Below are 20,684 nucleotides of genomic sequence, written 5' to 3' on the forward strand. Positions count from 1 at the left end.
TTCTTTGTAAGCGAATAAAGTTACATCTATTTCTTTATAGTATCATAATTCGCCACTTTTTTAGTGATATTGAAGAACTATTTTCATTACTCCAGTACGACTTTCCGGGTATTTTGATCCCAGGTGACCTTCCATCCCAGGTACTCTGTAAGAACGCGGAGTGGAACCATTGTCCGCTCATTCTTCAATTCAGCGGCTACCTCCGCCGTTTTCCGCGATCCATCCGCCAGGTAATCCTTTTGGCCCAGCTGGAACACCATCATATTTTGCCCGCGGATAATGGTCACCTTGTTTTGTGTGCCGTCCCATTCCACCGCACCCCCAAGAGCTTCTGTCACAAAACGCAAGGGCACCAGTGTATTGCCGTCCACGATATACGGCTCCTGGTCGATGGTTTGGCTCTGCCCGTTCACCTGGACATTGCGCTTATCGATGGTCAGGGTAACCTGATTGCGGGGAAGCGGAGCCGCTGCGTTCTTGTATTGGAAACGGATCGTATCAAAATCAATGGCTCCAGTCAGATTACGCTCATCCTGGCCGTCCTCTACACTGGCCACATAAATCCGAGTCAGAGTAACGGGGTAGGTCATGTGATGGCTGGTCAAATCAGCCGTGATGGTTTTCCAGCCCTTCCAATTGATATTCTTGGCCAAATCTACCCGGTTAATGTCTCCATCCCCATCAATAAATTCGGCACGGAGCCAGTTGAGGCTTTCATCACCGTTTACCTCTAATTGAATCGCTTGGGGCTCACCCGGTATGGACGCAGTTTTATTAGCCAACACGGCGTATGCCGCCTTTGTGCCGCTGCCCTTGGTAAAGTCATACTCCAGATGTCCGAAATATCCGTTCTGGTAAGATTGCTTGGCAGACAGCTTGGCCACACCGGTTACGCCATCCGTGGATTCGAAGGATAAAGGATAAGTCAGCTTCTCAAAATCGGCAAAAATCTTGGTTTCCCCTACGGAAAGAGCAGTCATGGTTTTGTAGCCGTCATATGTGCCGATCAAAAGGCCGCCTTGCGGATCTTGAAGCTGCTGTACCTTCAGCCCTTCATCCGTTACGGTTCCCTGGAAGCCTCTCATCTCCCACGTGAGCAGCGAGGGGGACAGTGTCCGTGTAGCACCGGTTTTCGTAGTGGCCGTCACCTTCAGGCCTACCGTCTCTCCAGCACGCATTACCGGCGGATTAGCAGTTACCTTCAAGCTGGACAGTTCCTCGCTGCCTACCACCTGGATTTGGCGGCTCTCCTTGGCTTGATCTGCTTGTACGGTTAAGGTTGCAGTGCCTTTTTTGGCAGCTGTAAAGGTATTATCGGCGCTTTGCACAAGCTCCGGTGTGACGCTCCATTGGGGCTTGATCTCCCCGGATGCCACCGGGTTGTAGAACTCATCGTATCCCTTCAGGGTATACGTTGCCTTCTCGCCTACCAGCAGGACCTCAGGCCCCTCCACCTTCAGCCCCTTTACTTGGCCCTTAGGCGCCAGAGAATATACGCCCAGACCGTTGACCACCTTCCGTTGGGAACCGGTCTCCAGGCTGTTTACCACTTGCAATCCGTTTTCGCCCAAAGGACGAGCCACCATCTGGGTGGAGCCGCCTCCGTCCAGATTCATGCCCTTCCACACCCCGATCTGGATCATCAGCTGCTGCAGCTCCGGGATCGTAACCCCTTTGCTCTCTCCGCTCAGGTCCGCTGTCACCAGATACACATACCGTTGATCCTGGGAATACCCTACGGCTGTCCGGGATCTGGCGGCATAACCGCTCACATCGTTAATGCTGCGTGAGAAATACGAGGGTTTGCCTTCATCTACCAGAATGGTATGACCGCCGATCATCATCTGGAATTGCTTATAGTCTACCTGAATATTGCGGTCTGCCGGATACACATTGTATTCCGCATGGATCGGGTCCCCCACCTTCACATGCTCCCGGATAAAATCCGCGGCTTTGCCGGAGGAACGCAGAATGTATCCGTCTGCGGGAGCAATTTGCTGGATGACGCCATTGGTTGCACTCGTGGCGATTTCCTTCACCACATTATTGACAACCAGAACCTCCAGCGGTCCTGTTACCCCGTCGTTAGCCCGGCTGATCTGCGCCCAGGCGCTCGTATACATGTAAAGCCCGTCAATCATACTGTGAACGCCGCTGGGCTCGTACCAATAGGCCGTTTTATTGATGCCGCCAAGGGTGTAGGATGCTCCGTCCTTAGCGATAATTTTCGATTCTGTATCCAAGGTGAACAGCTCCACCATGGGTTTGCGGTCCTTGGTAATGCCGAAGGTGTAGAAACCCGGCAAATAAGGCGGTGTCGCTATCAACTGGCCGTTGGTAATCTGCGGACCTACAGGAACTCCTTCATATTGGGTGTTATAGTAATCTCCGTTTACACCGCCGACTGCTCCCGTTTCAGAGGCCATACCCAGCACCGTTTGCTTTTTGGTAAACTGGCCGCCGGTGCCTGTCATTACATCCAGCTTTACATACGGATTCTGCAGGTCCACCTGAATGACCTTGGCTTGCACGGAAACAGGCTTGCCGCTCCGTTCGGTGCTCCATATGTAATTTTTAAGGATAGCGCCTGAGGTGAGAATGTCTTCGCCTTGCAGCTGCAGCTTAGACTCGGCATGCGCCGTGGAAACGTGGGTATAAGAGATGACGGGAAGGGCTACCGCCAGTGCTAACGAGGCTTTGCACAACCGGGGAATTCTGCTGCCAATCCAGGCACCGGCCTGGCTTGCTTTTTGATAAAGGGACATTAACCAGTTAGGCTTTGGGGACGTGCTGGTCCTGTTGTTATTGTATTGCACGTGGAAAATACTCCTCTCCGTTTTGTAGCTTTTTTAGTTTTCTATACCTATAGACCGCTTGACCTCCCGAAAAGTTACGGTTAAAAAAAGAAAAAGCCGCGGCGGTTTGCGCCACGGCTCTTATTACGCGATTGCAGAATGTCGTACTTATTGGCCCAAAGCCTCTTTACGGAGCAGCTCAGCCTTGTCAGTGCGTTCCCAAGGCAGATCCACATCCGTACGGCCAAAATGCCCGTATGCCGCTGTCTGGCGGTAAATAGGCTGGCGCAGACCCAGTTCCTTGATAATACCAGCCGGACGCAAATCAAAGTTCTTATAAATCAGCTCAACCAGCTTTTCGTTGCTAACCTTTCCAGTTCCATAGGTATCTACGCTGACAGAAACAGGGCGGGCAACACCAATTGCATAAGCTAACTGAATTTCAACCTTCTCTGCCAAGCCGGCTGCAACAATGTTTTTAGCCACGTAACGGGCTGCGTAAGCAGCGGAACGGTCCACCTTGGTGGGATCCTTGCCGGAGAATGCGCCGCCGCCGTGACGTGCATATCCGCCGTATGTATCCACAATGATCTTCCGGCCGGTCAAGCCGGCATCGCCTTGGGGGCCGCCAATGACAAAACGCCCGGTCGGATTAATAAAGAACTTCGTCGCTTCATCCAGGAATTGCTCCGGCACAACAGGCTTAATGACATGTTCCTTGATATCCCGTTGGATTTGCTCCAGTGTAATATCCTCTGCATGTTGTGTGGATACAACAATAGCATCAACCCGGACAGGCTTGTCGTTTTCGTATTCCACCGTCACTTGGGTTTTGCCGTCCGGACGCAGGTAAGGCAGAGTTCCATTTTTGCGTACCTCGGACAGCCGTCTGGCCAGTTGATGAGACAGCGAGATCGGAAGCGGCATCAGTTCGGGGGTTTCGTTAACTGCAAAGCCGAACATCAAGCCTTGGTCACCAGCACCTAAGGCTTCAATTTCCTCATCAGTCATAGTGCCTTCTCTGGCTTCCAGCGCCTTGTTTACACCCATGGCGATGTCTGCAGATTGCTCGTTTAGCGAGGTCAGTACCGCACAGGTTTGGTAATCAAAGCCGAACTTGGCCCTGGTGTAGCCGATTTCCTTAATCGTATTGCGCGCAATAGCCGAAATGTCCACATAGTCCGCGCGGCTCGTAATTTCGCCAATAATCAGCACAAGACCGGTAGCGACAGAAACCTCACAGGCTACCCGCGCATTGGGGTCGGCGGCCAGAAAAGCATCCAGCACCGAATCGGATATTTGGTCACATATTTTGTCCGGATGTCCTTCAGTCACGGACTCCGACGTGAATAAATGTCTTGAAGTCGTCATTTCAATCTCGACCTCCCTAATAATGATCATATTGAATCAGGCCACATGATAAAAAAATCCCCTAACAAGGCGCTCGTGGTCCGAGTAGCCGCGCTTAGGGGATCAGCTCATCTCTACCGCTCCCTGCTTTGATCCGCGCACTCATACGAAGACGACTTGCGGGCGCAAAGCATGGGTTATGCCGCTCCCAAAAGGAGGTGTGGCTGTGGATAACCTTCATTTTCTAAATATACTGGATTCAATAATGACTGTCAATTCAAGCATTTGGATTATATATCAAATATCGTATAGGAGCCTGTCCAATTGGGCAGATTATACAGTAGCCGCTTTTTAGCTATTACTCCAAGGAAAATAAGGTTTCTTCAGCTTTTTGAATCAGCCGTTTGGTAATGTTTCCTCCAACGTAGCCTGTATCCCGGGATGCAATATGGCCCCAGTAGTCTTCTTTGATGGAACCGGCGGGAACAGCACCCAATTCAGTTGCAAATTCCGTATCGGCTCCAAAAGACTGGAGCGCCTGTTTACCAACAGGCAAACCCAACTCGGCTGCAATTTCATATTTCATCATATCCAGAGCGGCTTTGCACTCCGGAACCACCTTCTGATTGCTGCTTTTCGCCATGTGAGTCATCTCCTTTGGTTTTTGGTCTACCCCTAGTATGGCTCCTTCAGGGATCAGCAACCGGATAAGATGATTCCAGCACGGGTAAAAGCTCTCAGTTATTCCGAACAGAAGGGTTCCGAGATATAAGGAAAACCCCCAACTGACCAAAAATAAGATGGAGGATTTTCATTGTTTCTGCCGATTATTGCAAAACCGTTCCGTCCGCATTTTGTATGGAATACCCGCCGCGGACCATGACATAAATCGCCGCTTCACTTTTCACCGCCGGTTTAATGCCACGCCCATCCCGGGGGAAAATAAGCAGATGATTCAACTCAACAGCTGTTCCTGCAGCCAGGTCCTTGCCGGAGGTCACATCCGGGATACCGTCCCCGTCCGTACTGACCGCCACCGTTTTACCCGTCCGGACGATGACTTCCGTACCTGCCTTCGCAAACAGAGTCTGTCCACTTTGAAGCTGGACCACCTTCAGCTCAACTTCAGCACCACCCGTAGAAACCGGAGGAGTAGGAGCAGGTGTCGGCGTTGCCGCCGCACCACTTTGTTTGCCAAGCTCCTTAGCCACCAATTCAGCCAATTGCTGGTCCAGATAACTCTTCGTTATCAACGGATCACTAACCGTCCCCGTCGGAGCCGAAGCCCCATCCGCTTTCGACTCCAACGTTACACTGCCCACCCATACGCCTATACAAAGGGCCATAAACACAATGATCCATTTCTGCTTGCGCAATACCGTAACTCCCTTCAAGCTGCTTTTAATTCATTATTCATAGTCTTCGTACCAATTGAATTCTTGACTTGCCAAAAGGCGCTTAAAGTTATTTTCTCCACCTTCTACCTGCATTATATCATAGACATTAATTGTATATTTTCTAAGCTTATATATATTTGTCAATAGGTTGTCCTGCACTTCACTTATTTTTGTGTTTTGACTACCTAACGAAAGGGCTGTACCCCCCTTTTCCAAATCATACATCTTTGACATTTTAATGCCACCAGCCGGATCGACTAACTCGATTTCAATTTTATGTGTAACAGGATCAGTCGCTTGCAGCAAGTCCTTAGTTAATTGATAGTTAAATCCGAAATTAACCTGTTCTTCTTTGTAATCAATAGTGGTTTTTAATTTATTCATGCTTAATGCGTAAGATCCTACTTTGATTTTACTAAGATTCTTTTGAGGTGAATTGGTTACAGTAGGCAAGCCAAAGGTAACAGCATTCACATACGCATCTGCTTTTGTTTCTCCCTCAACCAGTTTGCCTTCTGCTACAGCTCTGCCCATTATAAGACTACTGCCTTCCAGCTTATACGATTCCGGTACCACAGTATAAAAATAAAGATTGGCCTTCCCATTAGGCGGAACCTTCCCTTTACTGGTAACATTCGTAGCAGCGACTGTTACGCCGTCAGCCATCTTAAAATACCCTACTAGACTGCTCAAGGCTAACTGACGTTTCTCCAGGTTCTTCACTTCTACCTGAGTCACGTAAATACTTTCGTTTTCACTCGAATAACGTTGTACATCGTTTATTGTATAAGCAACCTGATCCATCAAATTACTATTAGTGGTATAAGAGTCCCCAACAGCAACAGTGGGACTATCCGTTTTCGCGGTATTCACTGCAAGCTCTGAAATATCCGTCGATGAAAGCTTTTCTCCCTCTTTGTTTATTTCTTGTAGAATTACTTTTAATTGATCGATGTCGTATGTGTACGGAATTTTCCCCATAACCTGCAAATTCATGCTTTGGCCAGGCTTAAGAGCAATCATCTTATCCATTCTAACATTCTGGGAATCAACTCTAACAGAATCATCGATCATCAAATAACTGGCCAGTTCCGGTACAGGCAAAGAATCATTGCTGCGATTAGTCACTGTGACATCAATGACAGCAATATCCTTATCCTCCCATGGAATCCGGTAAAACTGATTAACGACAGCTCCGTATGTACCCTTATCCGTCATAAACAACTGCTCTTCGGTTTCATTTTGAGGCTCTGCTTTTTTCTCAAGCAACTCATAATAAGCCAAAGCGGTAGTCACAGTGGAGTTATTTATTGCTTCTGATTTTGTAATAACTAACTGAGCGCCATCCAAAGAAACCTCAGAGGGAACTGTGCCAGTGAGTGCCCCTTCCTTTTCTTCGAGAGGTTGAATAAGAGCATCTTTGGTCAAAACAGTTGCTTTAAGAGGGTATAATAAACCATTTGAGGTTTTCAGCTTAAACTGCAACTCCGGTAATACAAGTGGTTGAATATCATTGTTTTTCAAGAAGAACTTCAGACTTATTTGATTAGCCTTCTCCCTTTTGGTGACCCGCATATTTTCTGCTCTAGAGACCGTTTTGATCTGATTGAGCCAAACGGTTCTGGACTGGCCAGCCTTTGTTTCTAAAGTAAAATCTTCAGGAACTTGAAGGTTTCCCAACGCACGCTCATACCCAGCTACACTAAAATCCCATTGGATCAAATTAAAACGTAAATCGGCTAAGGAAACATCTTTTCCAATATTGGCATAAAAGCTAAAGCTTTCTGTCGAAAGTGCAGGAACCTTATTTTTATCTTTATCATTGGATAACAAGTTTACACTGTAGGACTGGCCCCCTGTAGATTGAAGCCGGACCCAGTAATTAATAAACTCCATATCCGTATATCCATTGTTAAAAAAGGTTAAGGTAAACGTAACCCGGTTGTTCTTACCATCAGGGTATATACTAATATCGCTTAAGGCTACGGATTGGGTAGCATTCATCTTAACAGTATCGATTAGGGGGATATCCCCTTGCGTAGCCGACTGTTCAATCCCTCCAGCCGCGGTAACCCCATCAGCATAAATATACGATGCGGTCATTGGTCCGGACGCCACCATTAAAGCAATCATTAGGGAACTGATTCGTTTTGTTTTCGTAAACCGTTTCATCCTACTCCTCCTGGCCTTTTCGTTTTCCATTATATCCTATTGGACGCTACAAGGAGCGGAATAGTTGCACAAAAGAAAAAAAAAGAAGATCCCGAAGGATCTTCTTTTAGGTAAATAACTTACGGAGTAACAGTAGTTCTTACCAAGGTTTGAGCGGACTTCGCATTGGGAGCTACAGCCTTGATCACAAACTCTGTAACTTCAGCACCGATTGTAACATTGCCATCATTATCAATCAATACTTTACCGTCATTTCCAACAGCACCGGTTTTAGCCTTCACATTTTCAACTACATAGTTAACGCCGATCATCTTCTTGTAAGTGAGGACGTTACCTTCTTTGTACTCATAACCATAGTTGTCCACTACCTTAATGTTTTTCATCAAGGTATGTGCAGCAACAGCAGCAGGAGTAACACCAGTCACATTGGCATCTGCGCTGATAGTAGCTACTTCAATAAGATCAGCTTTAACAGTCAAGCTAACGGATGCATCTTGAGTAGTACCGTCTGCTTTCTTGAAGAAGACAAGGGCAGTTGCAGTACCGGCTTTATTACCTACGATATAACCATTATTACCACTATACACAGCCTTAGCTACAGTTGCGTTGGAGCTAGTAATATCAACAACACGATCACCAGGAATAGCAACCTTGTCGCCAGCCTTATCCTTTGCAGTTACGCTAATCTTACGAGCATACAGATTTCCTACGATGTCTGCATCAGTGGAAGTGGTAGTCAAACCTGTATTTCTGTTATCAAGAGCAGCGTACAGATCCTTGACAGTATCTACACTATAAGTCAGGTCTACAGGAGCAATCAGTTGTACGGAGTTTTCAACCTTGCTGATCAAGGAAGGTGTAGATTTAGTGTTGTCATACAACTCCATAGTCAATTTAGCTGTACCATAGTTAGTAGTATCAACACCAGTCAGGTTCAATTCCTTTTTGTTGAAATCACCGAACTGAGTTGCATTGAACAGGTAAGTTGCTCCACCATCGGAGGTTCTTCCGTCAATAGCAGCGTTATTATTGGTAAAGGTAGCATAAGTAGAACCACTTACAGTCAGTTTTACAGAATAAGCAGAAGCAGCAACCTTAGAAGTGTTTACAGAGCCAAGAGTTTCACCGTGTTGATCTCTAATAAACCACTTAACAGTAGCCTTACCACCAGCAATTGCCTTAGTAGCAGGAGCACTACCGTCCATGGCAATAGAAGCAGGTTTACGAGCTTCTTGTACAGGGAAGCTAGTTTGAACATTAGACTGAACAGTTGCAGTGTATACACCAAAGTTAATGAATACTACACCGCGGTTAGAAGCTTCAATGCTGTTCAGCATAATCTTACCTTTATGTTCACCAACTTGAACAATTGCATCATTACCGTTGTTGGCAGAATCATAAGCAGCGCCAGAGATGGAGATTGTAAAGCGCTTGTTCTTAGCATTGTCAGCAATTTCTTGTTGAGACAGCTTGTTGCCTTGAGCATCATATGCAACTACCGGGATGTATTTAGCGCCGTCGCCTTCAGCCAATACGCCGGAGAAGGAACCAAACTCAACCTTAGTAGCAACCTTAGTGGACTCAGTCTTGATTGTTACATTGGCACTGGAAGCACCAACGTACACAGTTGCAGTGTAAGTCTCAGCCTTCTCAACATTCTTAGCAAGCTTGAACTTCAGTTTGTCGTAAGTAGAAGCAGTCTTGTCAAGAACAAGAGCATCGAAGGAATAAGGAGTGATTACAGCATCAGCAACCAGACGATTCTTGAATTCAGTGGTATAGGCACTGTTGTCAGCAATTACGTCGCCATATTGGTCATAACGAGTGATTGAAACTTCAGCTACGTCACCATCAGTAGTCAAAGCAGTCTTAGTACCGGAGTACTTGGCTTGGCCTAGCTCAATCTTAGTTACATAAGGCTCAGTACCAACCTTAAAGGTCTTTTGGGCAGATACAGAAGAATTAGTCAAGAACACGTTGACCGGAATAACATCGATTTCGGATTGCTTACCGGAAGTGTCGATAGTCAGTTCCAGGTTACCGTTGTCTTCGTTTCTTACAACGTTCTTTGTTTCGCCACCAACATATGCAGTGTAGTTGCCACCAGTCAAGGAAGCTTGCTCACCGTATTGGTTTTCAGCAGACATCTTGATTGTTACAGCAATGGACTTAGCAATCTTTTCACTCGGATTGATGAAGGACAGTTTAGTTACCTTCTCGTTTTCAGCAGTGAAGGATGCAGTAGTAGTGCCAACAGCATCAGCAGCCAGACCGCTCAGAGTTACAGTGTAGGAACCTTCGGTTACCTTCACATCAGTCAGGGTCAGAACAGCGGAAGTCTTGTCTTCGGAGAACTTAGTAGTAGTTGCTACGGAAGCAGTACCCTTAGTCAGAGCCAGCTTAGCAACAGTGTCGTCAACAGGCTTGTTGAACTTAACAGTTACAGCCTTAACGCCAGTGGCAGCAGCTTCTACAACAGAAACCTTACCAGGGATTACAACCTTCGGCAGAGCTGCAAAAGTCAGTTCTACGAAGACGCCGCGGTTAGCGTTAACAGTGTAGTCAGCTTGGGACAGGCCCAGTTCCTTAACAGCAGCGGCTACATAACCCTTAGCCCACTCATCAACCTTGCCAGTTACAGCATCAGTGGATTGAGCCAGACCAGTCAGACGAAGCAGAACAGCAGCCAGTTCTTGATAAGTTACTTTGCCTTCCGGCTCGAACTTGCCAGGTGCTTTACCGTCAAATACCTTAGCGGTAGTAGCGGCACCGATGAAGCCAGCAGCCCAGTGGTCAGCCGGTACATCAGTGTAAGTATTGCCAGCCTTGTCTTCGGAAAGCTTCAACAGCTTAGTTACGATCTTAGCCAGTTGAGCGCGAGTCATGTCGCCAGTCAGGTTGGCGCCAGTTTCGTCGCCTTCGAAGATGCCCAGAGCCTTCAGGGCGTCGTACTTTTCTTCGGTGGTTTTAGGTGTAGTTGTAGTTGTTGCTTCAGCTGCGAAGGCTACGGATGCAAACATCGAGAACACCATAGCAATCGCAAGGATCAGAGACAAACTTTTTTTCATAACCTTTTTTTCTCCTCCTTGATATTTCGGTTGTTGAGAGTTTTGTTTGCTAAAAAGAAAGCTCGATTCCCTCATGCGTTGTTTCACCCCCTTCCCAGAGTTGAGCGCATTTAACAAATGTAAAGTCTGCAGCAGGTAATGCCACAGAAACTAGTAAACTATGAAGAAAAAGTTTAGACTTCAAATGCCACTTTAACATTATACAATGGCGGGCGGTCATCGTAAAGTCATTTGTGAAAATTAACCAAGGCTCAGGATTTCAGCCCTTAATTACTGATTATCATCATTTTCACAGTATTAAACGCTGAGGTTTTAAAAAAGTTGCGGGGTGAAGCAAAAAACTTTTAATTTGTTTGATTCGGTCCAACCCAGCCAGATGTATCATTTGCGTATATCACTTGTTATATCACTCGGCTACGAAACCAAGTATATCGTGAATATACACCGCCGTCATTACTAATAATTTTCCAATATCATAATAAAAAGCGGATGGTTCAGGCACCCACCTAAACCATCCGCTTTTCAACGTTAATTGAAGTTTGCCGGGAAAACTTTCGTCTTCTTTTTCATGACCCGCAGTACAATCGTTGCCGCTTCTGCCCGGGTCAAATTAGCCTCTGGAACAAAGCTGGCTGTGGGCTTCTTCTCGCCCTCCAGAAGAGCGTTGGGGCGTCCCTCCATAATCCCGTTACTGTTCACCGCCGAAACGCTGGGACGGGCATAGTACTGGATATTAGCCGCATCTGTAAACAGCTTCTCCAGGGAATTGAGGAGCTTCTTGGTTGTACTGTTGGCTGAGTCATTAGCGGGCAGCTTCAGCTCCATTGCCCTCGCAATCATTACAGCAGCATCCTGTCTGGTGATACGGCCGTTGACGTCAAAATAACGATCCTGTGTTCCGGAGACGATACCAGATCTAGCTGCGGTTTCGATCTCCGCATATTTCCAGAGTTCCATAGGCCCATACAAGTCTAGATCGCCAGTATTAGGGACATCATAAAATGTAAAGTTCGAGTCGGAATTAATGGGCAGTTGCAACGCTCTTACCATAAGCGCTGCGAATTCCCCGCGGGTAATGTAATTATCTACACCAAACTGATCAAAGTTGATTCTTCGCATGATGCCTTTAGAAAATAAAGCATCAATTGTGTTGCGCGCCCATGCATGATTAGTAACATCATTAAAGCTTTCACGCAGCTTCATGACCTTGTAGTAACCAAAGTCATCAAATTTAGCTGTAATCGTGTTGTCTTTTACATTTACTGCACCGCCAATATTAGTCCAAATACCGTTGTCTGTCATACGGAAAACCGTAACAATAGTGCCTGCCTCACTAACCAAATTATCGTCAAATTTAAGAGTTATCGTGCCGGATTTGGAAGGAATTATCTTCCGGTTTCCTCCATAAAGCACGTTTTGGGCAAACCCGCCCAGCTCCAGATAAGGTTGAATCCCATCCACTGCAGGTTTAGCTCCACCTACAGAAGTTGATGAGGATTCACCCAGCCCTCCAGAGATCCAGTATACAGGTGAAATAGAGGTAAACTTCAACGTTTGATATTGCTCGGTAAACAGAGCTTTCATGCTGGGATGGACAGGGATCAGCGGCCCCTTGTTTTCGGATGTATTAGCGTATGCTGTCAATTGCCCATAATCATTCATACGTTCAACTACACCATCGATTGGATCAGCAATCCCGAAAAGCAGCTTTTGCTTATCATAATATTTTACCGTTTCCAGTGGCCCTGGTTTAGCAGTTTTAAGTACCGTTCCCTTTTCAAATGCTAATTGGACACTGCCGCCAAACATGGAATGTTTGCTAGTAAGCTGCTCCATGTATTGCGACCCCACCTGAACAGTGCCGGTATAAAATACCGAGATGGAGTCGGTTTTTACTCCGCTCGCCCTGTTAATTGTAACTTTAATTTTAGTTTCCTTATTAGCCTTCAGACCGTTGTAAGTATAAACATAACGATCAGCAAGTCCTTGCCGCGGGGTTGCAGTTACTCCGTCCACTAATACAGAGGTTGCACCCTCCGCTTCAATATCAAACTGCACGAAATTCTTGTTGACCACAATACGGTCCCCTACAGTAGGTACGGGAGCCCAATAAACAACATCGGAAAGCTGGCGGGCAATATCCAGCTTGCGGATAGATTTTGCACCTGGACGATTCATCAATTCCACTGAATATGTGTCTGTGTTCGTTGAATTGATGCTCAAATTACGGATGCGGATCGTAAAGCTTTTGGAATTTCCCGTAAAATCTGCAGTGACTGAACCTGCACTGGTATTCGTGATGGCCGAATCCGTCAATGTAAATTCAGCAAACCTTTCGCCATTGCGGAGAACTGTTGCTTTAACAGCTCCGCTTCCTTGAAAGATGATTCCATAATCTTTTGCCTTTGTTGTATATTTATCCAGAGCTTTATCATACATGATTTGTTTCAACGGAGCGGTAAGAGCATCACTCAGACTTGGGACAGAACTACCCATCCCAATGGGGTCTAACGGTTTAAATTGGGTAAAACCGGGTTGATTGCTGTCGATTACATAAAGACGGATTACCTTTTCAATCAGAACCGTTTCACTGCCTACACGGTTATAGCCCCGAACAGTAAACACATTCTCACCATACATCAGCTTGTTGGCATCCGCTGCAGTGGAATTAACCGAAAGGGTAACCGATGCCGTATTGCCGCCGGTAAGTGTAGCAAATGCCTTGCTGGTTCCGTTCAGGATATATCCGGCATCTACAATTGAATTAAATCCGTTAAAGGTTATGGTAGCTACCGAGTCGGTAGGAGCGTTAGAGCTGGAATCAACATTAATCACTTGCTGATCGTAAATGCCGGCAACCTGAATATAGATTTTCGTGACATAGTTTACGGATGCCACATATCTGGAGTCGGAGGAATCAAACCAAAACTGAATTTGTTGGGCTCCCGCTGGTAGACCGCTAATTTTATAAATCTTTTGGGTTGGGTCAGTCGTATCAATTGCTGTATCCACTGTCAAAGCGGTTATGCCCAACGGAAGTAAAGTGGCCTTCAAACTTGCCGTTCCAATACTCTTGTCAGCAGTTACACGGACATAAAAGGAGGAATCGAGTACTTCCTTTCCGTTTAACTCACCGAGAGAATTGCCATATGTATTGCCGTTGGTTTCCAGCAGTTCGACTTTGTTTACCACAGTATTGCCGCGGTAGATGTTAAAGGCAAGGGCGCTGCTAAGAACCCCAAAAGCCTTACTTCCATTTTTATATTGCAAGTTCAAGGTAAAAGACTGGACTCCTTTTGCTGTTCCAGGGATAACGAGCCCCTTGACATTAAAGGTCATGGATACAAACTCCGGATTGCCCAAGCTGTCATAAATTATTTTTTGTTCTTCTCCTGCAGCCAAACCGGCAATATCCAGAGTCAACGGTTGGGAAGTGGTGCTGCCGCTGAATTGAGCTGTAGCCGTCGTATAAGCTGGATTAATAAAATCAGCTGTGCTTAAAATGGTTTTGTAAGGGACCAGCATGGAAACCTTCAACTCTCCAGCAGAATTGATTCCGTCAGTTCCTGCGGTGAAATATGGCGGCTGTGTGCCAAGAAGCGTAGAAGGACCTTCAGTGACAGTGCCGGCAATGTGCTTCATCTGGATATCGAGAAACGGGCTCTCAGGGTCATAGTAATACACTTTGCGGGAAATGCCCACATTATCACTGCCATTGTTGATGGACATGGTAATGGTATTTTCGCCGGGTTTCAACTCAATTTGGGGTGTGACGAAATTCCCCTCCTCCGTTGTCCGGGTAACTGTACTATTTACTGTTACGCTGGTAGCATTCGCAGCAATACCCTGCAGGTATATAAACATTCGGTAATTAGCATCATTTACTGGTTTGCTGATTACCCGAACAGTCCCTTCGTTAAGATCAATGGGATCTGCAAGTCCAGGAGCAATAACTTTGAGGGACTTCAAATACGGAGCATCATCATAGAAAACATAGAAGACATCTGATTTCGTATCCCCATTGAGTGTTCCGCTGACGGTAATCCGATTGTACCCTGAAAATAACTGTAGACTTGGAATTTCGAAGGTTACACCTGTAGCATTAGCCGCCTTGGCCGACTGCTTGTCCACCTTCCAAGTGTTACTACCGCTGGACACTAAATTCTCCACCAAAACCTTAATGGAATCGGAGGTCACTGACTGGAAGGAACCGGTGATGGTCAGGTTTGAGGAGGTGACACGGTAAGCAAAGTTAGCCAGACCGTCTGTTGTACTGCCTGGATCTTTATTGGCAGTAGCCAATAGGTTCGAGTTGCTCGGATAAAAAAATGAAGGAACCCCAGGGGTAGAGGCGGCATTTGCCGTCATGGGGAGTATAGGAAAAATAGTAGCAATAATACAAAAGGCGACAATCATAGATATCCACTTGCTGTAAAGCCTGCGCATTTCGCATCCTCCTTAAATAGGTTCTGGCTAGTAATTAGACTCCTCTCAACAACGTAAAGTTGCACGTATCATTGTTATCGGTTGGAAAATGGCTGTTTGTTAGAGAACATGTCGAATTTCCAGTAACCCCCTTTGACTTTTTCGCAAAACCAAAAACCTCCATGACCGCCTATGCGGGATGGAGGTTTCAAGGTTTATTCTCGTTTTTACTTCGACGCCCTGGACCGCGACGGGCTGTCACTGAGCCAGCGCTGGAGAAGCTGCAGCACGGGCTTTCTGCTTTTGCTGAGGATGCCCACGGCCTCGGCACCGATCTCCATAATCAGGAGCACGATGACGACAAGGGTAATGGTCCCCCATTGCTTGGTTTGGGACAGCAGCATGGCGCAGGAGCCGAAGATGGCGGCAACGCCGTAGATGATCAGCACGGCCTTGCGGGTGCTGAAGCCCATTTCCATCAGGCAGTGATGGAGATGGCCCTTGTCCGCTACGGAAATCGGCTTGTTGTTCAGCTTCCGGCGGATAATGGCCAGAACGGTATCGGACAACGGTACGCCTAAAACGAGAATCGGCACCAGGAAGGAAATCGCCACCGCGGATTTAAATCCGAGAATAGACAGCGTGGCCAGGCTAAAGCCAAGGAACAGGGCACCCGTATCGCCCATAAAGATGCTGGCGGGGTGGAAGTTGAAGAACAGGAAGCCGAGAATGCTGCCTAAGAGAATAGCACTCAACAAAGCAACAGGCGTGTTGCCCGTCATAAAGGCCAGCACCATAATGGTCAGAGTGGCAATCGCGGACACACCCGCGGCCAAGCCGTCCAGACCGTCGATCAGGTTAACGGCATTGGTGACACCAACAACCCACAGCACGGTAATCGCCATGCCAATCCAGGGATATACGTTAATCGCATCGCCGAAGGGCAGCTGGATATAATCCACGTACAGGCCGTTCAAAGGCAGCATAGAGGCAGCCACAATTTGGCCCAGCAGCTTCAGCTTGGGAGAGATATTCTTGCGGTCATCGATAACGCCAACGAGAACAATAATTCCGCCACCGGCCAGCATACCGATCATAACATCCAGATCGTATTCGCCAATGGATAAGGCCACAATCAGATACGTAACGGCAAAAGCCACAAAAATCGCCAGCCCGCCCATTTGGGGCATCGGCTTGGTATGTACAGTCCGATGATTCGGAATCGCCACAGCGCCGATTTTGAATGCAAGCTTCTTAATATATGGCATAATCAGGACAGCAATCGCACAAGCAGCGAAGAATCCGATACAATAGACCCACCAGTTCATGGTTTACCATTCATCCCCTTAAAAGTCCATAAGTCCAACGCCACTCATTATACGATGAACCAAGCAGAAACACCAATCTAATTTTTGGGCAAAAGCATCCGTATCCACCCGTTTTAGCGCGTTGTTCAAGCTTTTTGCACATTTTCTTTTTCACGGATCACTTTCAAAGCGAATTTCGGCAGCACAAGCATACGCTTGTACCGGTAAGGCTCCTGAATCAGCCGGTAAAACCATTCCAGCTTCAGCTGGCGGAACAGCTTGGGTGCACGCTTCAGCTTGCCGGCAAAAATATCGAAGCTTCCCCCAACCCCCATCATCACGGGAACGCCCAGCGCTTCCTTATGCTGGCCAATCCACGGGTCCTGCGTGGCTGCGGATCTCCCGACAAACAGCAGATCCGGCTCCACCCGGCGGATTTCCGCAATAACCTCCGCGTCCGCCTCCGGACCAAAATAGCCGTCCCGGAAGCCGGCCAGTATCAGCCGCGGGTGCTTCTGGCGGATGTTGTCCACTGCTGCGGCAATTACCTCGGGCGAAGCGCCCAAAAGGTACACCTTCCAGCCCCGTTCCTCCGCCGTTTTGAACAGCTCCGACATCACTTCGATCCCGGGAACCCGCTCTGTAACAGGATTACCCACATATCCGGCGGCCCAAACCACACCAGCCCCGTCAGGGACCACAATCTCCGCCGATTTCATCATCCTCATATAAGCCGGGTCCTCCATGGCAGTCATCACCATGATAGGATTGGCCGTAATTACTTGATGAGGCTTCCGGCTTTCCACAGCGGCGACCAGCTGCGCCAGAGTATCACGGAAACCAAGCTTGGATATGGGCACCCCAAAAATATTCACCTTGGGCACATTCATTGCCATCTTCTCCTTATAGACGCAGCTGGGCAACAATTTGTTGCGCCGGCCGCCTTGCTTCCTGCTTCAGATTATGGATGCGCTTCGCCCGGGCGGAATGCCACTCCGGGCCAGCACCGAGCAGACGGAGAACCTCATCCGCAACGGCTCTGGCATCCAGCTCCGCCGTCGACGACGCCGCGGAGGCATCCAGACGCCGCATAAACTGGTCAATCTTCGGATCGTATGAAATGGCCACCACAGGGACCTCCTGGGAGGCGCCGTAGATTAAGGAATGCAGCCTCATCCCGATCAGGAGATCACAGGAAGCCACCTCCTGCAGCATGGCCTGGGGATGCTCCACATCGGAAATCAGGCTGATTTCCCCACTGACTCCCGCGGCCTTCAGCTGGCGGATCACTTCACCGGAGGCCTCGGCATCCCCGGGAGGATGAAAGGGAAGGAACCGAAGCGTAATTCCCTGGGGATATTCCGCAGCCACAAGTCCAAGGGCTTGGGCAATACCCTTCAGATCAGAGCCATCCTTGTTCCATGGCCGGACGGAAACCCCGATTACAGCAGGGCGTTCCGCAACAGAAGCCCTCGCTTGGCCAGCCAAATCCCTGCCATTGGCCAGACCCTGCTCTCTAAGAGGCAGACCCATCACCGGATCGGGCACAACCTCCACATCCTTAGTATACCCCATCCTCGCCAGAAGATTGGCCGACTCCTTGTCACGTACAGAAACATAAGCGGATTTGGTAAAGGTCGTGACTATCGGGTTAAAAAAGATGCTCCGGTTTACCGGACCCAGCCCTTGCGCATATATAAAGGTGGGTTTCCGCAGCCACTGGGCCAGCTTCAGAACGGCCAGATAATACGGAATCGTCTTCCAGCCCGTGGCATCCTGCAGCAAACTGCCGCCGCCACTGATCAAACCATCGCAGCCGCGCAGCGCCTTCCAAACCTCCCTCGGCTTCATCCGGTGGACAGCCTTGACGCCATACATCCGGGAGGTTAGCTCCGGATCACCGGACAGTACCACCGGATCAATAGTAACACCTGCCGCTTTACCCTCGGACTCCAGCGCCAGAAGAATGGACTGCAGCACAGCCTCATCCCCGCTGTTGCGGAAGCCGTAGTAGCCGGAGATTACAACTTGCTTAACGGGATTACCCATTTGTTCCATCCTCTCACGACGAGTTCCCACACTACAATAAGAATCAACCCGAAGATGGCTCCCAGTCCAACACCCAGCAATACCCGGATAAACGAGATATAAAGCGGGGTGTGCAGATGAGTAAAGCTGCCGATGGAGGAAGCAGGACCGATGGCGCTCACGATCATCAAGTACAAACCTGCCATATGGCGCTTCAGACACAGATAGATACCGAATACCAAGGCCGGATAAGCAAACAAGAACTCCTTATTCCGCGGCCGCACGCCCAAAGTATTCTCCAGGAAGTTGCGGAAGACCATCTCCAGGGAGGAGGCGCTGCCTTCATTGCCGGTCCGGGAGAGATAGTACATGCCGACCGCCCCGATCATCACCGCACAGATCACCCACAGCACGCTGATTTTGGAAGCGAGGATCTGTTGGGCTTTGCCCAGCATTTGCGGGAAAGAAAGCCCTTCGCTGAAGAAAAGCACATACGCAGCGACAATTACTACAGGCAGATAGGCCAGCACCTTCACTCCGGTAAATTGCTCCAGCTGGAGCATATAAATCATACTATGGTCCACACCCACCACAGCAATGATCCCTAGGCCGGAGACGGCAGTGATGATCAGCAGCATAACAACGGATTTCCACCATGCGCCGGCAGCCGCCGTTTCATTGCGCCGCTTCTGCAGCCACGAGATGGCGGCAATAATGCCCAGCGCAGCAGCGCAGCTGGTAGCCCCCAAGGCCAGCAGCTTCTGGGCCGCTGAAGAAGCGAGCACATGCAAGCCTCCCACGCCCAGCAGCCCTAACAGACTGATGGCCAGCGTCAAACCCGGGACGAAATAGGATAACGTCAGAGCGATCAGCAGCACAGCACCTGTGTAGGCGGCTGCGATACTGAAGGAATGCAGGGAGGATTCATACCGGACAAAAGCGTGTGCTTTGCCCACGGTGAAGCCCTTGTCCTTGATCTTCGCAACGGCGCCGTCCTTGCCGTCAAGGCTCTTGTAGAGCGCATCCAGCGGATCGGTCATCAAGCCCCGGTCCAGATTTTTGCCTGCCCGGGCATTCAAGAATACCAAGCGAATGTTCCGGTCCTTCACAGCCAGCACTAACCGGTCCGTAACACCGTCAATCCGGCCTTCCAGCTCTTCGGTGGTAATATTCTCAGCCAGCTTCGCGGCATCATTTTCCGTGAAGGAATGCAGCCGGATTACATTATAGTCCGTCAGCCGGGCCAATGTGGTAAAGCCTTTTTGGGGCGATTTTTGCAATTCAATGGCGGCCAGAGCCATATCATACTTGTTCAACAGCCCGGCAACCACCTTTAATTGGGTTTGTGTCTTCTTCAGGTCGGCCGAATAACCCGGCACAGAGTCACCATCCACAAGAATGGAGGTCACCCCAAACTCCTTCAGCATGGCCAGGGTAGCTTCAAGAGCCTCTGCGGAGAATGCCGCATTCCGGTTGCCCACCCGCGCTACAATCTGGAAGCCCTTATCCTTCAGGCTTCGCAGGGTAAGGGGATCGGGGGACAGCGGCTTCATGGCGGCGTCATCCAGAGGAAGCTCCAGCACGAGGCCCGGAGTATTCTTATAGGACCAGGTATGTATATTTACGCCCAGCCGCTTGAAGGTCTGCTCAATCATTTCCTGCACCGTTGCCCGGGAGGAAGCATCCGTCAGCAGCACATAAGCGAAGTTTTCGTTACCTGAAACAGGAGTCTGTGTCAACGCCATCGCTTCATGGGAGTTGTACAGCTCTATACGCCGGGAGAGACGCAGCTCATTCAGCGTGCTTTCGTATACCGCCATACTGGTGATGCCGGCCTGTTTCATTTTTTTGAGCTGCTCGTCCACAAATTGGGCCGGATTCGGCTTGGTGTCGGAGATTTCCAGCAAGTCTCGGTAATCAAATACAAACTCCACTTTTTTGGAGGTGCTTTCGGTGCGGTATCGGTCTACCGCCACCGGAAGGGACAGGAGGAGGCAGGCGATTACCAGCCACCACAAGCTCTTTTGCCACATATGATTTGCCCGTCGGTACCATTGCATCAAACGGTCCACCAATCCTTTCTCTTATCCGCCGCTCCCGCGGGAGCCGGCATGGAAGAGAAGGAATGGCGCAACAGCCATT

The 20,684-nt window shown here is 48.6% G+C and carries 11 protein-coding genes; all 11 read right to left on the reverse strand.

What is annotated here, in order from left to right:
• Positions 1 to 86: 86 nt before the first annotated feature.
• The 11 genes from ACI1P1_RS20540 to ACI1P1_RS20590 all read right to left on the reverse strand — a co-directional run bounded on the left by ACI1P1_RS20540 (position 87) and on the right by ACI1P1_RS20590 (position 20,602).
• On the reverse strand, positions 87 to 2,816 hold the full coding sequence (locus ACI1P1_RS20540; protein WP_416218316.1) for a stalk domain-containing protein: 2,730 nt from the start codon (positions 2,814 to 2,816) through the stop codon (positions 87 to 89).
• Positions 2,817 to 2,963: 147 nt separating this feature from the next.
• Positions 2,964 to 4,166, reverse strand: coding sequence for a methionine adenosyltransferase (gene metK, locus ACI1P1_RS20545; protein ID WP_416218317.1), 1,203 nt, complete (start codon positions 4,164 to 4,166; stop codon positions 2,964 to 2,966).
• A 337-nt stretch (positions 4,167 to 4,503) separates the two neighbouring features.
• Positions 4,504 to 4,788 (reverse strand): small, acid-soluble spore protein, alpha/beta type, encoded by a 285-nt coding sequence (locus ACI1P1_RS20550; protein ID WP_416218318.1) that lies wholly within the window; start codon positions 4,786 to 4,788, stop codon positions 4,504 to 4,506.
• A 184-nt stretch (positions 4,789 to 4,972) separates the two neighbouring features.
• The gene (locus tag ACI1P1_RS20555) at positions 4,973 to 5,521 is read right to left on the reverse strand and encodes a hypothetical protein (RefSeq protein ID WP_416218319.1); all 549 of its coding nucleotides are present in this window, start codon (positions 5,519 to 5,521) and stop codon (positions 4,973 to 4,975) included.
• Positions 5,522 to 5,554: 33 nt separating this feature from the next.
• The gene (locus ACI1P1_RS20560; protein WP_416218320.1) at positions 5,555 to 7,714 is read right to left on the reverse strand and encodes a hypothetical protein; all 2,160 of its coding nucleotides are present in this window, start codon (positions 7,712 to 7,714) and stop codon (positions 5,555 to 5,557) included.
• A gap of 119 nt (positions 7,715 to 7,833) precedes the next feature.
• Positions 7,834 to 10,857, reverse strand: a complete 3,024-nt coding sequence (locus ACI1P1_RS20565; RefSeq protein WP_416218321.1) for an S-layer homology domain-containing protein — start codon at positions 10,855 to 10,857, stop codon at positions 7,834 to 7,836.
• A 453-nt stretch (positions 10,858 to 11,310) separates the two neighbouring features.
• Positions 11,311 to 15,228, reverse strand: a complete 3,918-nt coding sequence (locus ACI1P1_RS20570; RefSeq protein WP_416218322.1) for an S-layer homology domain-containing protein — start codon at positions 15,226 to 15,228, stop codon at positions 11,311 to 11,313.
• 206 nt (positions 15,229 to 15,434) lie between these two features.
• Positions 15,435 to 16,535: an MraY family glycosyltransferase gene (locus ACI1P1_RS20575; RefSeq protein ID WP_416218323.1), complete on the reverse strand. Its 1,101-nt coding sequence runs from the start codon at positions 16,533 to 16,535 to the stop codon at positions 15,435 to 15,437.
• Between the two features lie 125 nt (positions 16,536 to 16,660).
• Positions 16,661 to 17,404 carry a WecB/TagA/CpsF family glycosyltransferase gene (locus tag ACI1P1_RS20580; RefSeq protein ID WP_416218324.1) on the reverse strand — a complete coding sequence of 248 codons (744 nt, stop codon included), beginning with the start codon at positions 17,402 to 17,404 and terminating at the stop codon, positions 16,661 to 16,663.
• A 13-nt stretch (positions 17,405 to 17,417) separates the two neighbouring features.
• Positions 17,418 to 18,563: a polysaccharide pyruvyl transferase CsaB gene (gene csaB / locus ACI1P1_RS20585; protein WP_416218325.1), complete on the reverse strand. Its 1,146-nt coding sequence runs from the start codon at positions 18,561 to 18,563 to the stop codon at positions 17,418 to 17,420.
• On the reverse strand, positions 18,536 to 20,602 hold the full coding sequence (locus ACI1P1_RS20590) for a DUF5693 family protein (RefSeq protein ID WP_416218326.1): 2,067 nt from the start codon (positions 20,600 to 20,602) through the stop codon (positions 18,536 to 18,538). Before ACI1P1_RS20590 ends, csaB begins: the two co-directional genes overlap by 28 nt.
• Positions 20,603 to 20,684: the final 82 nt, after the last annotated feature.

Source organism: Paenibacillus mesotrionivorans, from assembly GCF_046098205.1.
GTDB lineage: Bacteria > Bacillota > Bacilli > Paenibacillales > NBRC-103111 > Paenibacillus_AR > Paenibacillus_AR mesotrionivorans.

Bases quoted from the DNA above. Each gene is read 5' to 3' on its own strand.
- metK (WP_416218317.1), bottom strand. From the start codon at position 4,166: ATGACGACTTCAAGACATTTATTCACGTCGGAGTCCGTGACTGAAGGA.
- ACI1P1_RS20550 (WP_416218318.1), bottom strand. From the start codon at position 4,788: ATGGCGAAAAGCAGCAATCAGAAGGTGGTTCCGGAGTGCAAAGCCGCT.
- ACI1P1_RS20560 (WP_416218320.1), bottom strand. From the start codon at position 7,714: ATGAAACGGTTTACGAAAACAAAACGAATCAGTTCCCTAATGATTGCT.
- ACI1P1_RS20565 (WP_416218321.1), bottom strand. From the start codon at position 10,857: ATGAGGGAATCGAGCTTTCTTTTTAGCAAACAAAACTCTCAACAACCG.
- ACI1P1_RS20570 (WP_416218322.1), bottom strand. From the start codon at position 15,228: ATGCGCAGGCTTTACAGCAAGTGGATATCTATGATTGTCGCCTTTTGT.
- ACI1P1_RS20575 (WP_416218323.1), bottom strand. From the start codon at position 16,535: ATGAACTGGTGGGTCTATTGTATCGGATTCTTCGCTGCTTGTGCGATT.
- ACI1P1_RS20580 (WP_416218324.1), bottom strand. From the start codon at position 17,404: ATGAATGTGCCCAAGGTGAATATTTTTGGGGTGCCCATATCCAAGCTT.
- csaB (WP_416218325.1), bottom strand. From the start codon at position 18,563: ATGGGTAATCCCGTTAAGCAAGTTGTAATCTCCGGCTACTACGGCTTC.
- ACI1P1_RS20590 (WP_416218326.1), bottom strand. From the start codon at position 20,602: ATGCAATGGTACCGACGGGCAAATCATATGTGGCAAAAGAGCTTGTGG.